General features: G+C 69.5%; 9 protein-coding genes, 1 tRNA gene and 1 rRNA gene. 1 reads left to right on the top strand and 10 read right to left on the bottom strand.

The window, feature by feature from the left end:
- Positions 1–10: 10 nt before the first annotated feature.
- The 7 genes from ACFZDI_RS35050 to ACFZDI_RS35020 form a co-directional block, all read right to left on the bottom strand.
- Positions 11–556, bottom strand: coding sequence for a nicotinamide-nucleotide amidohydrolase family protein (locus tag ACFZDI_RS35050; RefSeq protein ID WP_391256447.1), 546 nt, complete (start codon positions 554–556; stop codon positions 11–13).
- Positions 553–1,515, bottom strand: coding sequence for a CDP-diacylglycerol--glycerol-3-phosphate 3-phosphatidyltransferase (gene pgsA, locus ACFZDI_RS35045; RefSeq protein WP_391256444.1), 963 nt, complete (start codon positions 1,513–1,515; stop codon positions 553–555). The genes ACFZDI_RS35050 and pgsA overlap by 4 nt, the downstream gene beginning before the upstream one ends.
- Positions 1,512–3,011: a 30S ribosomal protein S12 methylthiotransferase RimO gene (gene rimO, locus ACFZDI_RS35040; RefSeq protein ID WP_391256442.1), complete on the bottom strand. Its 1,500-nt coding sequence runs from the start codon at positions 3,009–3,011 to the stop codon at positions 1,512–1,514. The genes pgsA and rimO overlap by 4 nt, the downstream gene beginning before the upstream one ends.
- Positions 3,012–3,104: 93 nt before the next feature.
- Complete coding sequence (locus ACFZDI_RS35035) at positions 3,105–3,953, bottom strand: RodZ domain-containing protein (protein WP_391256439.1); 849 nt, start codon at positions 3,951–3,953, stop codon at positions 3,105–3,107.
- Between the two features lie 261 nt (positions 3,954–4,214).
- Positions 4,215–6,962, bottom strand: coding sequence for a DNA translocase FtsK (locus tag ACFZDI_RS35030; RefSeq protein ID WP_234849998.1), 2,748 nt, complete (start codon positions 6,960–6,962; stop codon positions 4,215–4,217).
- Positions 6,963–7,089: 127 nt separating this feature from the next.
- On the bottom strand, positions 7,090–7,770 hold the full coding sequence (locus ACFZDI_RS35025) for a two-component system response regulator (protein WP_030853408.1): 681 nt from the start codon (positions 7,768–7,770) through the stop codon (positions 7,090–7,092).
- A 307-nt stretch (positions 7,771–8,077) separates the two neighbouring features.
- Positions 8,078–13,549, bottom strand: a complete 5,472-nt coding sequence (locus tag ACFZDI_RS35020) for a HAMP domain-containing protein (RefSeq protein ID WP_391256435.1) — start codon at positions 13,547–13,549, stop codon at positions 8,078–8,080.
- Between the two features lie 382 nt (positions 13,550–13,931).
- On the opposite strand from ACFZDI_RS35020, the gene ACFZDI_RS35015 reads away from it, so the two are divergent.
- Positions 13,932–16,685, top strand: coding sequence for a SpoIIE family protein phosphatase (locus tag ACFZDI_RS35015; RefSeq protein WP_391256432.1), 2,754 nt, complete (start codon positions 13,932–13,934; stop codon positions 16,683–16,685).
- A 44-nt stretch (positions 16,686–16,729) separates the two neighbouring features.
- Here ACFZDI_RS35015 and ACFZDI_RS35010 read toward each other — a convergent pair.
- The 3 genes from ACFZDI_RS35010 to rrf all read right to left on the bottom strand — a co-directional run.
- A tRNA-Thr gene (locus ACFZDI_RS35010) sits at positions 16,730–16,805 on the bottom strand.
- 74 nt (positions 16,806–16,879) lie between these two features.
- On the bottom strand, positions 16,880–17,542 hold the full coding sequence (locus ACFZDI_RS35005) for a DegT/DnrJ/EryC1/StrS family aminotransferase (protein WP_391256678.1): 663 nt from the start codon (positions 17,540–17,542) through the stop codon (positions 16,880–16,882).
- A gap of 114 nt (positions 17,543–17,656) precedes the next feature.
- Positions 17,657–17,747: ribosomal RNA gene (gene rrf / locus ACFZDI_RS35000) — 5S ribosomal RNA — on the bottom strand; the annotation flags it as partial.

The raw sequence follows: 17,747 nt of genomic DNA, 5'->3' as shown, positions 1-17,747 counted from the left end.
GCTGCAAACATCAAAACCCCCCGTTCCGTTCCGTATCCTGTGCCCGCTCATTCCCAGTCTGTTCGCCCGCAAGCTCCTTCAGGAGCAGTGCGAGTACGCTCCGTACACTCTCTCTACGAATTTCCGCGCGGCCGCCGTTCAACCGCAGAGCCTCCACTTTTCCGCCGCCGGCAGAACCGGCATCCGTCCCGGCGGGCCCGTCCACGGCGACGAAGACCGTTCCGACGGGTTGCCCGTCCTGCGGATCGGGACCCGCGACGCCGGTGGTCGCGATGCCCCAGTCGGCGCCGAGCGCCTTGCGCACGCCGGCTGCCATCTGGGCCGCGACCTGCGGATCCACCGCTCCGCGTGCCGCCAGCAGGGCGGCGTCGACCTCGAGCAGGTCGTGCTTCAGGTCGGTGGCGTAAGCGGTCACGGAGCCCCGGAAGACCTTGGACGCCCCGGGGACCGACGTGATCTCCGCCGCAACGAGGCCACCGGTCAGTGACTCCGCGACGGCGAGCGTCTCACCCTTCACCGTGAGTAGTCGGACCACGTCGGTGGCCGTGGAACTCACGCTTCCTTCTCCTCCAACGCAGCCTTGCGCGCGGCGATTCCCTGCCTGCGCAAGACAATGGCCTGTTTCACATAGTCGAGCCCGGTCACCACGGTCAGCACGACCGCCGCGGCCATCACCCACCACCTCAGGGTCGCCAGCCACCCCGTCAGTGCGAGCACGTACATGCCGACGGCCACGCCCTGGATGAGGGTCTTGAGCTTGCCTCCGCGGCTGGCCGGGATGACGCCGTACCGGATGACCAGAAAACGCAGCAGGGTGACCCCGAGTTCCCTGCCGAGGATGACGCCGGTCACCCACCATGGAAGGTCACCGAGCGCGGACAGACAGATCAGCGCCGCACCCATGATCGCCTTGTCGGCGATGGGGTCGGCGATCTTCCCGAAGTCCGTGACCAGGTTGTACGTACGCGCCAGGTGACCGTCGAAGAGGTCGGTGATCATGGCGATCGCGAAAGCGGCCCAGGCGAGGGACCGCCACGCCGGGTCATAGCCGCCGTCGGCGAGCATCAGGGCGACGAAGGCCGGTACGAGGACCAGCCGGAGCATGGTCAGGAGGTTGGCGATGTTCCAGACGCTGGCCTGGTTGACGGCCGCGGCAGTGATCTTCCCGCCCCGCGGGCTCTTCCCCTCGCCCTCGACGTCGACACCGGCCTCCGCACCGAGGACCGCCTCACCGGCACCGGAACCAGCACCGCCACCGGCACCAGCACCTGATACGGCACCCGCACCGGCGGCCCCACAGTCCCCTGCGTCGGCCGTCCCGCCGTGCCCGCCGTCGGGCGCCTCGCCGTGTCCCGCGCCAGGCGCGGCGGCGTGCCCCGCACCGGACGTCCCGCCCTCGGCCGACCGCGCGACCGCGGCCCCGGGAGCCGTCCCCGAGGCCGCCGCAGCCGTACCGGCCGCAGCCCTCCTCGCTCCGGAGGAGCCTCCCGCCGCGGATGCCGGGACACCGGTCATCTGCCCGCCTCCTCACTCCACGCAGGCGAAGCGAACGAGCCCTGCAGCGGCTCGGCCACCAGGTCGACACCTTCCGTACCGACCACCTTGGCCTCGACCATACGGCCGACACGCAGACCCGCGCCGCTCGTGAGCAGCACCTGGCCGTCCGTCTCGGGTGCCTGGTGCTCCGCACGGCCGTATACGCCGTCCTCGTCGACGGACTCGACGAGGACCCGCACGCTCTGGCCGACGCGGTCCTCGGCCCGCTGCGAGACGAGCTCCTCGGCCAGGCGCGAGATGTGGGCCAGGCGCTCGGCGACGACGTCCTCGTCGAGCTTGTTCTCGTAGGTCGCCGCCTCCGTGCCCTCCTCGTCGGAGTAGCCGAAGACGCCGATGGCGTCCAGCCGCGCGCCATTCAGGAACCGCTCCAGCTCGGCGAGGTCGGCCTCGCTCTCGCCGGGGAAGCCGACGATGAAGTTGGAGCGGACACCGGCCTCGGGCGCCTTGCTCCGGATGGTGTCGAGCAGCTCGAGGAAGCGGTCGGTGTCGCCGAAGCGCCGCATCGCGCGGAGCACGCCGGGCGCGGAGTGCTGGAAGGACAGGTCGAAGTAGGGCGCGACCTTCGGGGTCGAGGTCAGCACGTCGATGAGGCCGGGCCGCATCTCGGCCGGCTGGAGGTAGCTGACGCGGACGCGCTCGATGCCGTCGACCTCGGCGAGCTCGGGCAGCAGCGACTCCAGCAGGCGGATGTCGCCGAGGTCCTTGCCGTAGGAGGTGTTGTTCTCGGAGACCAGCATGACCTCCTTCACGCCCTGCTCGGCCAGCCACCGGGTCTCGTTCAGCACGTCGCTCGGGCGGCGGGAGATGAAGGAGCCGCGGAAGGACGGGATGGCGCAGAAGGAGCAGCGCCGGTCGCAGCCGGAGGCGAGCTTCACGGAGGCGACCGGGGAGCCGTCCAGGCGGCGGCGCAGGGGTGCACGCGGGCCCGAGGCCGGAGCGAGGCCCTCCGGAAGGTCCGCCGGCGCCACGGCGGGCTCGGCCGGGCCGTGTCCGGGCAGAGCGACCGCGGTGGCCGACTCCTGACGCTCCGCCGGGCTGATGGGCAGCAGCTTGCGGCGGTCGCGCGGGGTGTGGGAGGCGTGGATGCCGCCGTTGAGGATGGTCTGCAGGCGGTCCGAGATGTCCGCGTAGTCGTCGAAGCCGAGCACACCGTCGGCCTCGGGGAGGGCCTCGGCGAGATCCTTGCCGTACCGCTCGGCCATGCAGCCCACCGCCACGACGGCCTGGGTTCTGCCGTGCCCCTTGAGATCGTTGGCCTCCAGGAGGGCGTCGACGGAGTCCTTCTTGGCGGCTTCGACGAAGCCGCAGGTGTTCACGACGGCGACGTCCGCGTTCTCGGCGTCCTCCACGAGCTGCCAGCCGTCCGCCTCCAAACGGCCTGCGAGCTCCTCCGAGTCCACCTCGTTACGGGCGCAGCCAAGGGTGACGAGTGCGACGGTACGGCGTTCAGGCATGGGCTCAAGACTACTTCGTCCCGCTGACACCCCACGTCGACGGGGTTGGCCGTTTCCCGGCCAACCCCGTATCAACTGGACCTTTCGGGCTGATCACCCGGCCTCGGGGTCGCCCTTCGTGTACGTCAGGCGTTCGACGGATCCCGGCTGGAAGTCCTCTTCGATCTTCTTGCCGTTGACGAAGAGGTCGATCGCGCCGGCGTCGCCGAGGACGAGCTGGACCTTCGAGCTGTCCTGGAAGGTCTTGGTGTCGCCCTGCTTGAGGACGCCGTCGAAGATCATCCGGCCGTTGTGGTCCTTGGCGGCGATCCAGCTGCGGCCGTCGGTGGCGGCCACGCGGACGGTGACCTTGTCCTGCGGCGCGGCGGCGATGGCACTGTCCGACGGTTCGGGAGCGGGCTCGGCGGGCTTCTTGGTCTTGGTGGTTGGCGATGCGGAGTCGCTGGGCGCGGAGCCCTCGGCCACGTTCGCCTCGTTGCCGCTGTCGTCGCCGCCCTGGAACATCGTGAAGCCGACGAAACCGATCACGACGATGATCGCGGCGACCATGGCCGCGGTCCAGTTGGGGCCGCGCCGCTCGGGACGGATGCGTTCCGCCTCGAAGAGGGGCGCCGCCGGGGTCGGTGCCGGCCGCCCGCCGTGTTCGTCGCCGTACTGGGCGAGCAGCGGCTCGGGGTCGAGGTGGACGGCTTTGGCCAGGGTCCTGATGTGCCCACGGGCGTAGACGTCCCCACCGCACGGGGAGAAGTCGTCGGCCTCGATCGCGTGCACGATGTTCATGCGGACCCGGGTGGCGCTACTGACGTCGTCGACGGTCAGCCCGGCGGCGATACGAGCCTGCTGCAGGGCACGGCCGATGGAGGGGCGGGCTTCCTCGCGGTCTGCTTCGACGTGCTCGTTTTCGAACGGACGCTCGTCTTCAGGGGAGTTGCCGATGGACACGGGGGCGCCTTTCGAGCGTGTAGCCGCCTGTGCTGGAAGTTCAGTCTAGGGGGGTACCAAAAGGGTGGGGCAACCGGGCGGTGTCACTTTGTACGCCATCGGAATGGCCCGACATTCCGATGGTGGGGTCGCTGTTCCTTGCTTCCCTCAACTTGACGTACGCCGAAGGGAAACGGTTGCTCGATGATCCCTTACGGGTGAGTCACGATCCGGACCCGATTGCCGTAACGCCCCGTGCGGCGACCACCGTCTCACCGCTTTCTACCCTTCAGACTCCCCCCGGATCACGGCGAGCACGCCATCCAGTTCGTCAGGCTTCACAAGAACGTCACGAGCCTTCGAACCCTCGCTCGGTCCGACGATGTTCCGGGACTCCATCAGGTCCATCAGCCGGCCGGCCTTGGCGAAGCCGACGCGCAGCTTGCGCTGGAGCATGGACGTCGACCCGAACTGCGTGGAGACGACCAGTTCGGCCGCCTGGCACAGCAGGTCGAGGTCGTCGCCGATGTCCTCGTCGATCTCCTTCTTCTGCTTGGTGCCCACGACGACGTCGTCCCGGAAGACGGGCGTCATCTGGTCCTTGCAGTGCCGGACGACGCCCGCGATCTCCTCCTCGGTGACGAACGCGCCCTGCATACGGGTCGGCTTGTTGGCCCCCATCGGCAGGAACAGCCCGTCACCCTTGCCGATGAGCTTCTCGGCGCCGGGCTGGTCGAGGATGACGCGCGAGTCGGCCAGCGACGAGGTGGCGAACGCCAGGCGTGAGGGCACGTTCGCCTTGATCAGACCGGTGACGACGTCCACCGAGGGCCGCTGCGTGGCGAGCACCAGGTGGATGCCGGCCGCGCGCGCGAGCTGTGTGATGCGCACGATCGCGTCCTCGACGTCGCGCGGCGCGACCATCATCAGGTCGGCGAGCTCGTCGACGATGACCAGCAGGTACGGGTACGGCTGGAGCTCGCGCTCGCTGCCCTCGGGCGGTTTGACCTTGCCCTCGCGCACGGCCTTGTTGAAGTCGTCGATGTGCCGGTAGCCGTAGGCGGCGAGGTCGTCGTAGCGCAGGTCCATCTCGCGCACGACCCACTGGAGCGCCTCGGCGGCCCGCTTGGGGTTGGTGATGATCGGCGTGATCAGGTGCGGGATGCCCTCGTACGCGGTCAGCTCGACCCGCTTGGGGTCGACCAGAATCATCCGGACGTCCTCTGGGGTCGCCCGCATCATGATCGAGGTGATCAGGCAGTTGATGCAGGACGACTTTCCGGAGCCGGTGGCGCCGGCGACCAGCATGTGCGGCATCTTCGCCAGCGAGTGCATGACGTAGCCGCCCTCGACGTCCTTGCCGAAGGCGACCAGCATCGGGTCGTCGTCCTCGGCGGACTCCGCCAGACGGAGGACGTCACCGAGGTTGACCATCTCCCGGTCCGTGTTCGGGATCTCGATGCCGACCGCGGACTTGCCGGGGATGGGGCTGATGATCCGCACGTCCGGGCTGGCGACGGCGTAGGCGATGTTCTTCGTCAGGGCGGTGATCCGCTCGACCTTCACGGCGGGACCGAGCTCGACCTCGTAGCGCGTGACCGTCGGGCCGCGGGTGAAGCCGGTGACACTGGCGTCCACCTTGAACTCGGTGAAGACCGTCGTCAGCGACTCGACGATGAGGTCGTTGGCGGCACTGCGGGCCTTGCCCGGGCCGCCGCGCTCCAGCAGGTCCAGCGACGGCAGCGCGTACGTGATGTCGCCGGAGAGCTGGAGCTGCTCCGCGCGCGCGGGCAGGTCGCGGGGTTCGGCGGGCGGGGCCTTGGTGAGGTCGCGGACGCCGGGCCGGGGCCGCTGCGGTTCGGGCGCGGCCTGCTCGGTGTCCTGCTTGAGCTTCTCCTGCTGCGGGCGCGCGGCCGGGACGGGCGTCGGCGTGGTCGCCTCCTGGTCCCCCACCCGTACGCCCTGGGTGAGGTCCGCGACGACCGGCGAGGGCGGCATGCCGTGCAGCACGGCCCCGTCGAGGGCGGCTGCGGCTGCCGCGGCGACGTCCACGGCGTCCCTGGGCCGGTCCATGTCGGGCTGCGGCACGGCCGAGCGGCGCGGACGGCCACGGCGCCGCGTGAGCGCCTCCTGCTCGGCATGGTCGGGGTCGTACGCCTCGGGCGCCGGCGCGCGCCTGCCACGTGGGCGCGCGGGCAGCGCCTCGCGCCACTGTTCGTCGTAGCGCTCGTCGTCGGCGAAGGCGAACTCGTCCTCGGCCGGGTCGCGCACGAGCCCGAGACGCACTCCGAGCAGCCGCAGCCGCTGCGGGATGGCGTTGACCGGGGTGGCCGTGACGACCAGCAGCCCGAAGACCGTGAGCAGCACCAGCAGCGGCACGGCGAGCACGTCGCCCATGGCGTACGACAGCGGGGTCGCCATGCCCCAGCCGATGAGGCCGCCGGCGTCCCTTATGGCCTGCATGCCGTCGCCGCGCGCGGGTGAGCCGCACGCGATGTGGACCTGGCCGAGCACGCCGATGACGAGCGCGGACAGGCCGATGACGATGCGTCCGTTGGCTTCGGGCTTCTCCGGGTGCCGGATGAACCGCACGGCGATGACCGCCAGCAGTATCGGCACGAGCAGGTCGAGCCGGCCGAAGGCGCCGGTGACGAGGATCTCCACCAGGTCGCCCACGGGGCCCTTGAGGTCGGCCCAGGTACCCGCGGCGACGATCAGCGCGATGGCGAGCAGCAGCAGGGCGACACCGTCCTTGCGGTGGGCCGGGTCGAGGTTCTTGGCGCCCTGCCCTATGCCGCGGAACACGGCGCCGACCGCGTGCGCCACACCGAGCCACACCGCCCGCACCAGCCGGTAGATGCCGCCGGTGGGACTGGGGGCCGGCCTGGGCGCGACCTTCTTGGCCGCGGCCTTCCTGGCAGGCGCCTTCTTCGCGGGAGCCTTCTTGGCGGCGGCCTTCTTCGCCGGAGCCTTCGAGGCCGCCTTCTTCGCGGGCGGCGGCTTCTTGGCTGCGGAGGGACGTGAGGCCATGTGTGTGAGGTTACCGGGGGAGACGACAGGGGACACGTGTGTCCACGGCTTCACCCGTTCGTGTCGCTCCGGGAGAGGCACGAAACTGACGCGCGGTCACGGGCCGGCAATCCCGCCTGCGCGCACGTCAGTTCTGCGAGGACACCGAGGAGGTGCTCCCGGTGCCGGGCTCCAGCGCGTCGAGCGCCCGCCGCAACCCCGTGAGCTTGCGCTCCAGATGAGCCGCCGTGGCCACCGCTGCGGCGTCCGTCGACTCGTCGTTGAGCTGTTTGGTCAGCGCTTCGGCCTGCTCCTCGACGGCCGCGAGCCGCGCGGAGAGCTCCGCGAGCAGCCCGGCCGACTCCTTGGCCTCACCGCCCGCGTCCTTGCCGTTGCCCTCCAACTGCAGCCGCAGCAGCGACGCCTGCTCCCGCAGCTGGCAGTTCTTCATGTACAGCTCGACGAAGACCGAGACCTTCGCGCGCAGCACCCACGGGTCGAACGGCTTGGAGATGTAGTCCACCGCGCCCGCCGCGTAGCCCCGGAAGGTGTGGTGCGGGCCGTGGTTGATCGCCGTGAGGAAGATGATCGGGATGTCCCGGGTCCGCTCGCGGCGCTTGATGTGCGCGGCGGTCTCGAAGCCGTCCATCCCCGGCATCTGGACATCCAGCAGGATGACCGCGAAGTCGTCCGTGAGCAGCGCTTTGAGCGCTTCCTCCCCGGACGATGCCCGCACCAGCGTCTGATCGAGCGCCGAGAGGATCGCCTCCAGCGCCAGCAGATTCTCCGGCCGGTCATCGACCAGGAGGATCTTGGCCTTCTGCACCATGGCCCGCCCTCCTCGCCCCGGCGTGGGGCCTCCCCTGTCCGCAGGACCTGCGACAGCACCGGTGGGTACCGCCCCAGGGGACGACTCCCTTGCGCCGCCCGTCCTTGTGCCGGTCATCGTAGCCGCACCCCGCCCGTCGCCACACCCTGTCACCGTGATGTCACTGTGCACATAGCAGAAACGCAGCAGGAGACCAGAAGGTTCCCCAGATCCTGTACTTCTACACGACTATGCGCACATCGAGTCCGCAACTCCGTGTGAACACCGAACCTTCCCGTCATGGTCGCGCAACTGCCCAACGTTCCCCTCATTCTCCTCGCATCCACTGATCCATCACCGCCAGCAGATGATCGGGGTCGACCGGCTTCGTCACGTAGTCGGACGCCCCGGACTCGATCGCCTTCTCACGGTCGCCCTTCATGGCCTTGGCGGTCAGCGCGATGATCGGCAGACCGGCGAACTGCGGCATCCGGCGGATCGCCGTGGTCGTGGCGTACCCGTCCATCTCGGGCATCATGATGTCCATCAGCACGACCGCCACGTCGTCGTGCTGCTCCAGGACCTCGATGCCCTCCCGGCCGTTCTCCGCGTACAGCACGGACAGGCCGTGCTGCTCCAGGACACTGGTCAGGGCGAAGACGTTGCGGATGTCGTCGTCGACGATCAGGACCTTCTGGCCGCCGAAGCGGATGCCGCGGTTCGGCTTGGGCGCCGGTTCCTGCTCGGACGGTGTCCACTGCTCCAGCTGGGCCGGGCGCGGCGGCAGCTCGGGCATCCTGCGGCGCCGCCGGAACAAGGCGGCGGGTCCGTTCTGCGTCTCCCGGTACGACTGCACCTCGGCCGGCGTCTCGGTCTCCACGTCCGACAGCTCGGACGGGTCGGCCGTCGACGCCACCAGGTCACCGGCCTCCAGGGCCGGCAGTTGCTGCTGGTAGCCCTGGGGCGGCAGTTCACTGGGGTGCAGCGGCAGGTACAGCGTGAAGGTGGAGCCGCGCCCCGTCTCGCTCTGCGCGTGGATCTCACCGCCGAGCAGCTGGGCGATCTCCCGCGAGATGGACAGCCCGAGGCCCGTGCCGCCGTACTTGCGGCTGGTCGTGCCGTCGGCCTGCTTGAACGCCTCGAAGATCACCCGCATCTTGCTGGAGGCGATGCCGATCCCGGTGTCGGTCACGGAGAACGCGATCAGCTCGGCGTCCGGGTCGGTCAGCGAGCCGGTCTCCATGAGCTGCTCGCGGATCCGCTGCGGCACGTCGTCCCGCGCCGGCCTGATGACCAGCTCCACCGACCCGGAGTCGGTGAACTTCACCGCGTTCGACAGCAGGTTGCGCAGCACCTGCAGCAACCGCTGCTCGTCGGTGTGCAGCGTCGCGGGCAGCTCCGGCGAGACCCGCACCGACAGGTCCAGGCCCTTCTCCGCGGTCAGCGGCCGGAACGTGGCCTCCACGTAGTCCACGAGCTGGACGAGCGCGATGCGCGTCGGGGAGACGTCCATCTTGCCCGCCTCGACCTTCGACAGGTCCAGGATGTCGTTGATCAGCTGGAGCAGGTCCGAACCGGCCCCGTGGATCGTCTCGGCGAACTCGACCTGCTTCGGGGAGAGGTTCCCCTCGGCGTTGTCGGCGAGCAGCTTGGCCAGGATCAGCAGCGAGTTGAGCGGCGTACGCAGTTCGTGCGACATGTTCGCGAGGAACTCGCTCTTGTAGCGCATCGACACCGCGAGCTGCTCGGCGCGCTCCTCCAGGACCTGCCGCGCCTCCTCGATCTCGGTGTTCTTCACCTCGATGTCGCGGTTCTGCTGGGCCAGCAGCTCGGCCTTCTCCTCCAGTTCGGCGTTGGACGCCTGGAGGGCCTTCTGCCGCTGTTCCAACTCCGCCGAACGCTCGCGCAGTTGCTCGGTCAGCTCCTGCGACTGCGCCAGCAGCAGCTCGGTCTTGGTGTTGACGGAGATGGTGTTGACGCTCGTGGCGATCATCTCGGCGATCTGGTTCAGGAAGTCCTTCTGGATCTGCGTGAACGGCGTGAACGACGCCAGTTCGATGACGCCGAGGACCTTCCCCTCGAACAGCACCGGCAGCACGATCACCTGCGCGGGCGGCGCCTCGCCGAGCCCCGAGGAGATCTTCAGGTAGCCGCTGGGCGCGTTCTCGACGAGGATCGTGCGCTTCTCCGTGGCGGCCGTCCCGATCAGCGCCTCACCGGGCTCGAACGACGTCGGCATCGAGCCCATCGAGTAGCCGTAGCTGCCCAGCATGCGCAGCTCGTACTGGTCGTCGTCCGCGGCGTTCATGTCCTCGCCGTCGACGAGCGGCATCGCCAGGAAGAACGCGCCGTGCTGCGCCGAGACGACCGGCGTCAGCTCGCTCATGATCAGCGAGGCCACGTCCTCCAGGTCCCGGCGGCCCTGCATCAGCGCCGAGATCCGGGCCAGGTTGCCCTTCAGCCAGTCCTGCTCCTTGTTGGCGATCGTGGTGTCGCGCAGGTTGGCGATCATCTTGTTGATGTAGTCCTGGAGCTCCTGGATCTCCCCGGACGCGTCCACGTCGATCTTCAGGTTCAGATCGCCGCGGGTCACCGCGGTCGCCACGCGCGCGATGGCACGCACCTGCCGGGTCAGGTTCCCGGCCATCTCGTTCACCGACTCGGTGAGGTCACGCCAGGTGCCGTCCACGTCACGCACACGCGCCTGGCCGCCCAGCTGCCCCTCGGTGCCCACCTCGCGGGCCACCCGCGTGACCTCCTCGGCGAAGGACGACAGCTGGTCGACCATCGTGTTGATGGTCGTCTTCAGCTCCAGGATCTCGCCGCGCGCGTCGATGTCGATCTTCTTGGTCAGGTCACCCTTGGCGATGGCCGTGGTCACCATGGCGATGTTGCGCACCTGACCGGTCAGGTTGGACGCCATCTGGTTCACGGACTCGGTCAGGTCCTTCCACGTGCCCGCCACACCGGGTACGTGCGCCTGCCCGCCGAGAATGCCGTCCGTGCCCACCTCACGGGCCACCTTGGTGACCTGCTCGGCGAACGAACTCAGCGTCTTGACCATCGTGTTGATGGTGTCGGCGAGCTGCGCGACCTCACCGCGCGCCTCGATGGTGACCTGCCGTGTCAGGTCACCGCTGGCGACCGCTGCCGAGACCTGGGAGATGTTCCGCACCTGAGTGGTGAGGTTCTTCGCCATCAGGTTGACGTTGTCGCTCAGGTCCTTCCAGATGCCCGTGACACCCGGCACGTGCGCCTGGCCGCCCAGGATGCCCTCGGTGCCCACCTCGCGGGCCACCCGGGTCACCTGCTCGGCGAAGGACGACAGCTGGTCGACCATCGTGTTCACGGTCGTGACCAGCTCGAGGATCTCGCCCTTGGCGTCCACGGTGATCTTCTTCGACAGATCGCCCCGGGCCACCGCCGTCGTGACCTCGGCGATGTTGCGCACCTGGATGGTCAGGTTGTTCGCCATGCCGTTCACGGACTGGGTGAGGTCCTTCCAGGTGCCGGAGACACCCTGCACCTCGGCCTGACCACCGAGGATGCCCTCGGTACCCACCTCACGGGCCACACGCGTGACCTCTTCGGCGAACGACGACAGCTGGTCCACCATCGTGTTCAGGGTGTTCTTCAGCTCCAGGATCTCCCCGCGCGCGTCCACGGTGATCTTCTGGGACAGGTCACCCCGGGCCACCGCCGTGGCCACCTGGGCGATGTTGCGCACCTGGCCGGTCAGGTTGGACGCCATGCCGTTCACGGAGTCCGTCAGGTCACGCCACACCCCGGCCACGCCCGGCACCTGCGCCTGACCGCCCAGCCGGCCGTCCGTACCCACCTCGCGGGCGACCCGGGTCACCTGGTCGGCGAAGGCCGAGAGCTGGTCGACCATCGTGTTGATGGTGTTCTTCAGCTCCAGGATCTCCCCGCGCGCGTCCACGTCGATCTTCTGCGACAGATCACCCCGGGCCACCGCCGTCGTCACCTGCGCGATGTTGCGCACCTGGGAAGTGAGGTTCCCGGCCATCGAGTTGACGGAGTCCGTGAGCTCCTTCCACGTGCCCGACACACCGTCGACACGGGCCTGACCGCCCAGACGGCCCTCCGTACCCACGTCCCGGGCCATCCGCGTCACCTGGTCGGCGAAACTCGACAGCTGGTCCACCATCGTGTTCACGGTGTTCTTCAGCTTGAGCATCTCGCCGGAGACGTCGACCGTGACCTTCTGCGACAGGTCGCCGTTGGCCACCGCCGTCGTCACCTGGGCGATGTTCCTCACCTGACCGGTGAGGTTCCGGAACGCCGTGTTGACCGAGTCCGTCAGGTCCTTCCACGTCCCGGCCGCACCCGGCACCTGCGCCTGACCGCCCAGCTCACCCTCGACACCGATCTCCCGCGCCACACGCGTCACTTCGGCACCGAACGCGGACAGCTGGTCCACCATCGTGTTGACGGTGTTCTTCAGCTCCAGCATCTCGCCGGCCACATCGACCGTGACCTTCTGCGACAGGTCGCCGTTGGCCACCGCCGTCGTCACCGCGGCGATGTCCCGCACCTGGGTGGTCAAATTCCGGAAGACCGTGTTCACCGAATCGGTGAGGTCCTTCCACGTCCCCGCCGCACCCGGCACGTTCGCCTGACCACCGAGCTGCCCCTCGGCCCCCACCTCGTTGGCCACGCGCGTGACCTCGTCCGCGAAGATGCGCAGCGTCTCGGTCATCTGGTTGATCGTGTCGGCGAGCTGCGCGACCTCACCGCGCGCCGGCACGGTCACCTTGCGCGACAGATCACCGTTGGCGACCGCGGTCGTCACCTCCGCGATCCCACGTACCTGAGCCGTCAGGTTCCCGGCCATCGTGTTCACCGAATCGGTGAGTTCTTTCCACACCCCGGCGACGCCCGGCACCTGCGCCTGACCGCCCAGCGCGCCCTCGGTGCCCACCTCACGGGCCACCCGTGTGACCTCGGACGAGAACGCCGACAACTGGTCCACCATCGTGTTGACGGTGTTCTTCAGCTCCAGCATCTCGCCGGCCACCTGGACCGTGACCTTCCGCGACAGATCACCCTTGGCGACCGCCGTCGTCACCAGCGCGATGTCCCTCACCTGGGCCGTCAGCCGGTACGCCATCGTGTTGACGGAGTCCGTCAGATCCCGCCAGGACCCCGACATGCCCCGCACCCGGGCCTGCCCGCCCAGCTTGCCCTCGGTGCCCACCTCACTGGCCACACGCGTGACCTCGTCGGTGAACGTCGACAGCTGATCGACCAGGTTGTTGACGGTACGTCCGACCTTCAGGAACTCGCCCCGCAGGGGCTGACTGTTCCCGTCCGGCACCTGGGTCCGCAGCTCCATGCGCGGCGACAGATCACCCTCCGCCACCGCCGACAGCACCCGGCCGACCTCGGAAACCGGCCGCACCAGGTCGTCCACCAGGGCGTTCGAGTTGTCGATCGCCGTCGCCCAGGAGCCCTCACAGGCACCCGTCTCCAGCCGCTCGGTCAGCTTGCCCTCACGGCCCACCATCCGTCGCACCCGCGACAGCTCACCCGTCAGGTGCAGGTTGCGGTCGGCCACCTCGTTGAAGACCGCCGCGATCTCGGCCATCACGCCGTCCCCGGACACCGTGAGCCGCTTGCGGAAGTTCCCGTCCCGCATCGACACCAGGGCCGTCATCAGCCGGTTCAGGGCAGCCGTGTCCACCTCGGTCGTGCCGCTGCGCACCTTGCCCTGGTTGACCGGGGACTGTCCGCCCTTCGCGCGCGTCTTCTTGCCACGCGTCGCTGCGCCAGACTCCACTGTGTCCCTCCCGCAGGGGTCGACCGTCACTGCTGTGCTCGGGTACCGCGCTCGGCGTACCAGTTACTACTGCGTATTCTCTGCCCTGCATACCAGGCCGCTTTCAAGGGGCTGCTGCCCACGGTCACTGCCGGACACACAGCCTGCCCTGACCTTCACAGGAAGCCTGCCCAGTGTTTCACCCCGGCCGAACCAGGCCATAACAGTTCGGCAGCTTCGCACATCGTCCGCACACCCTCCGGACGGAAACACTGCAGACCGGCATCCGCACGGACCGCGAAGGTAAGTAACCTTGCATCCGGCTGTCCAGCCGCGCCGGTCCCGTCCGGCCTGGGCGGTGGCACGAAGACGAGCGGGCATCGGAGGGGCGGCCGCACACAACATGACCACCGGACTGATCCCGGGGGACCAGCCCCCGGACCCCCGGCCGACGGGCAGCCTGCCGCAGCAGCGGCGCGAACCGGTCGGCCCCGCAGCCCAGCACGACGAGAACCGGTCGAGGAGTTCTGTGATCACCGCGCGCGCGGCCGCCAGTTTCGAGCCCGTCGGGCGCTCGGTCGCGAGCGCCCGCTCGTTCGTCCGCGACACCCTCCAGGGCTGGGGTTTCGCCGACATCGTCGACGACGCCGTCGTTCTCACCAGCGAACTGGTGACCAACGCCGTGGTCCACGCCGGCACCTCCGCCGACGTGCTGTGCCTGCGCAGCGACGACGGCGTACGCATCGAGGTGGCCGACCGCTACCCCGAACGCGAGATCCCCCTCCAGGGCACCGCGATCAACATGGGCAGCCCCGACCGCGAAGGCGGCCGCGGCCTCCAGCTGTGCGCGGCCCTCGCCGGCCGCTGGGGCGTCGAATACATCCCCACCCACAAGACCGTCTGGTTCCAACTCGACCTGCCCGCACGCGCGGTGGGCACCCGCGCCGCGGGTCCGGCCCTCCCCTCCGACCTCCTCCCCCTCGCCGACGGCCGGGTCCGCGTCGCCGTCATCCAGATCGACCGCACCGGCCACATCACCGCCTGGAACGAGGACGCCGAGGAACTCTTCGGCTACCCGGCCGAGCAGGTCACCGGCAAGCCCCTCACCGACCTCGCGGCGTGGCCCCACACCCCCGGCACCAGCACCGGCATCGCGGAAGCCCTCCGCCTCTCCCGCTGGGAAGGCAGCTACGGCATCCGCGCCGCCACCGGCCGCGTCACCCCCGTCTACGCCTCCCACCTGCGCGTCCGCGACACCGGCGGCGAGCCGTCAACCGTGTGCCTCCTGGTACGGGACCACGAACGGGCAGTTCTGCAGACACCCCTGCGCGTCCCCGCCTCGGACTCCTCGACCGGCGCCGAGGGCCAGAACACCGACCCCTTCGAGGTCTTCATCGGCTCCCCCGCCCCGGACGACCTCGACGGCCTCCTCCAGCGCACGGTCGAACGCGCCCGGGACATGCTCGACGGCGACTCGGCGTTCCTCCTGCTGGCCACCGACGACGAGACGGAACTGGAGGTCCGCGCCTCCACCGGCCTCCCCTCCGCCCGCCAGCGCTTCGCCCGCGTCCCGGTCGAGGCCGGCCCCGGCCGCTACGGCTCCGCCCGTATGCCCGCCGTCCACGACGACCTGACCGCGGTACCCGGCGCGGTACCCCTCCTGAACGGCACGGGCATGCGCTCGGTCGTCACCGTCCCGCTGAAGGTCGAGGGCCGCCTCACCGGCTCCCTCGGCGTCGCCGCCGAAGCGCCCGGCCGGTACTCCAACGAGGAGGCCCTGCGCCTCCAGTTCGCCGCCGACCGCATCGCCCTCGCCGTCGAGTCGGCCCGTCTGGGTGAACTGGAACGCCTGCGCCGCGGCTCCCTCAGCTTCCTCGTCGAGGCCTCCGACCTGCTGGCCGGCACCCTGGACCGCGACCAGACGCTGGCCCTCATGGCCCAGATGACGGTGCCGACCCTCGCCACCTGGTGCGCCGTCTACACGATCGCCGACCAGGCCTCCGAGCCGTACCTCTCCTACGTGCTGCACGAGGACGAGGAACTCATCGACGGCATCAAGTCTCTGCTGTCAAAGGTCCCGCCGCCCGACCCGGTCCCCACCCCGGGCGCCCGCGTGTGGACGGCCCCCGGCGAGGTCGCCCACCAGGCGGCCCTGCGCAGCTCCATGCGCAGCCTCGGCCTCAGCGGCAGCCCCACCCGCCAGGTCACACCCGGCATCGGTCCCACCCTCGCCACCGCCTCCGCCGTCGGCGGCGAGACCGTCGTCCTGCCCCTGGTCGCCCGCAACCGCGTCATCGGCATGCTGACCCTCGGCAAGCCCACCGACGAGCACTTCCGCCAGGAGATCCTGGAGCTCGCCGAGGATCTCTCCCGCCGGGCCGCCCTGGCCCTGGACAACGCCCGCCTCTACTCGGAGCGCACGGCGATCAGCCAGTCCCTCCAGCGCAGCCTCCTGCCCCCGGGACTCCCCGAGATCGACGGCGTGGAGGTCGACGTCATCTACCGCGCGGCCGGCGAGGGCAACGAGGTCGGCGGCGACTTCTACGACGTCTTCCCCATCCGCGACGGTGCCTACGGCTTCGCCATCGGCGACGTCTGCGGCACGGGCCCGAACGCGGCGGCCGTCACCGGCCTGGCCCGCCACGCCCTGCGCCTGCTGGCCCGGGAGGGCCTCAGCGGCCCGGCGGTCCTGGAGCGTCTGAACTCCGCGATCCTCGACGAAGGCTCCCGCAGCCGCTTCCTCACCCTTCTCTACGGCGAGATGCGCCCGCAGGAGGACGGCAGCGCCGAGCTGAAGGTCGTCTGCGCCGGGCACCCGCTGCCGCTGCGCCTTCGCCAGGACGGCTCGGTCGAACCGGCGGCGGAGCCCCAGCCGCTCCTCGGCGTCATCGAGGACCTGGAGCTGTACGAGCAGGCCGTCACCCTCGACCCGGGCGATGTTCTCCTGTGCGTCACGGACGGCGTCACGGAACGTCGTGAGGGCGCCCGCATGCTCGGCGACGACGGCCTCGCCGACGTCCTCACGACCTGCACGGGCCTGACGGCCGGCGCGGTCGCGGCGCGCATCATGCGCGCGGTGGAACGCTTCGCGTCGGACGCCCCGTCGGACGACATGGCGATCCTGGCGATGCGCGTCCCGGGCCCGCACAAGGACTAAGGAAACGCGAAAGGCCCCACCCGAGAGGGTGGGGCCTTTTCTGCTGGAGCCCCCAAGCGGAATCGAACCGCTGACCTTCTCCTTACCATGGAGACGCTCTACCGACTGAGCTATAGGGGCCTGTTGTTTTGCGAGGTTTCCCCCGCGGCAACGGAATAGATCATACCCCGAACAGACCCGTCCTCCCAACCATGTCAGAACGCGGGCTGCAGCAGCCCTCCGAGGGCGTTGCACGCGGACACGATGCGCTGCATGTCCCGCTTGGTCAGCGACGCGTCCACAGGCAGCGCGAGCGTCTCGTCGGAGGCCCGCTCGGTCTCAGGCAGCGCGACGCACCGCCGGAATTCGGGCAGCCGGTGCACGGGCGTCTTCACGGGCACCCGGCACTCAACTCCCCTGGCCCGCACGGCCCGCGCGAAGGCATCCCGATCGGGCCGCCCATTGCCGGGCACCCGCACGACGTACTGCTGGTAGGTGTGTCCGTCACCGTCGTCCGGCACCCGGACGCCCCTCAACTTGGCGTGGAGGTAACCCGCGCGCTCCCGGCGCTGGGCTATCTCGTCGTACGGCGCCTCGGATTCGCCCTGTTCGAGTACGAGCAGTCCGTGCCGCTGTCCGAGCACGTGCATCTGCGGGATGTCGGCGAGCCGGCCGAAGCGGTGTACGACGACCACGGCTGCGGTCCGCGGAGTCAGCGCCACTTCCACAGCGGCGGCGTCGAGGCAGTAGGTGGCGGGATCTATGTCGGCGAACACCGGCAGGGCCCCGGTCTTGGCCACGGCCTCGGCGACCTCGACGTTCCCGAAGGCCGGCACCACGACCTCGTCACCGAGTCCGACACCGGCGGCCCTGAGCATTGCAGCAGTACCCATGATGTGGATGCTGGTCGCGCAACGTGAACTTCAAGTGACACAAAACAAAAAAGGGTTGGACCCGAAACCGAAGTTCCGGGTCCAACCCTTTCAATGATTGTTCGGCGGCGTCCTACTCTCCCACAGGGTCCCCCCTGCAGTACCATCGGCGCTGTAAGGCTTAGCTTCCGGGTTCGGAATGTAACCGGGC

Origin of the sequence: Streptomyces sp. NPDC007907 (genome assembly GCF_042959365.1) — a bacterium.
Taxonomy (GTDB): domain Bacteria; phylum Actinomycetota; class Actinomycetes; order Streptomycetales; family Streptomycetaceae; genus Streptomyces; species Streptomyces indiaensis.
The sequence above is the reverse complement of the archived record's forward strand: the minus strand, read 5'-3'. Positions and strand labels throughout refer to the sequence as shown.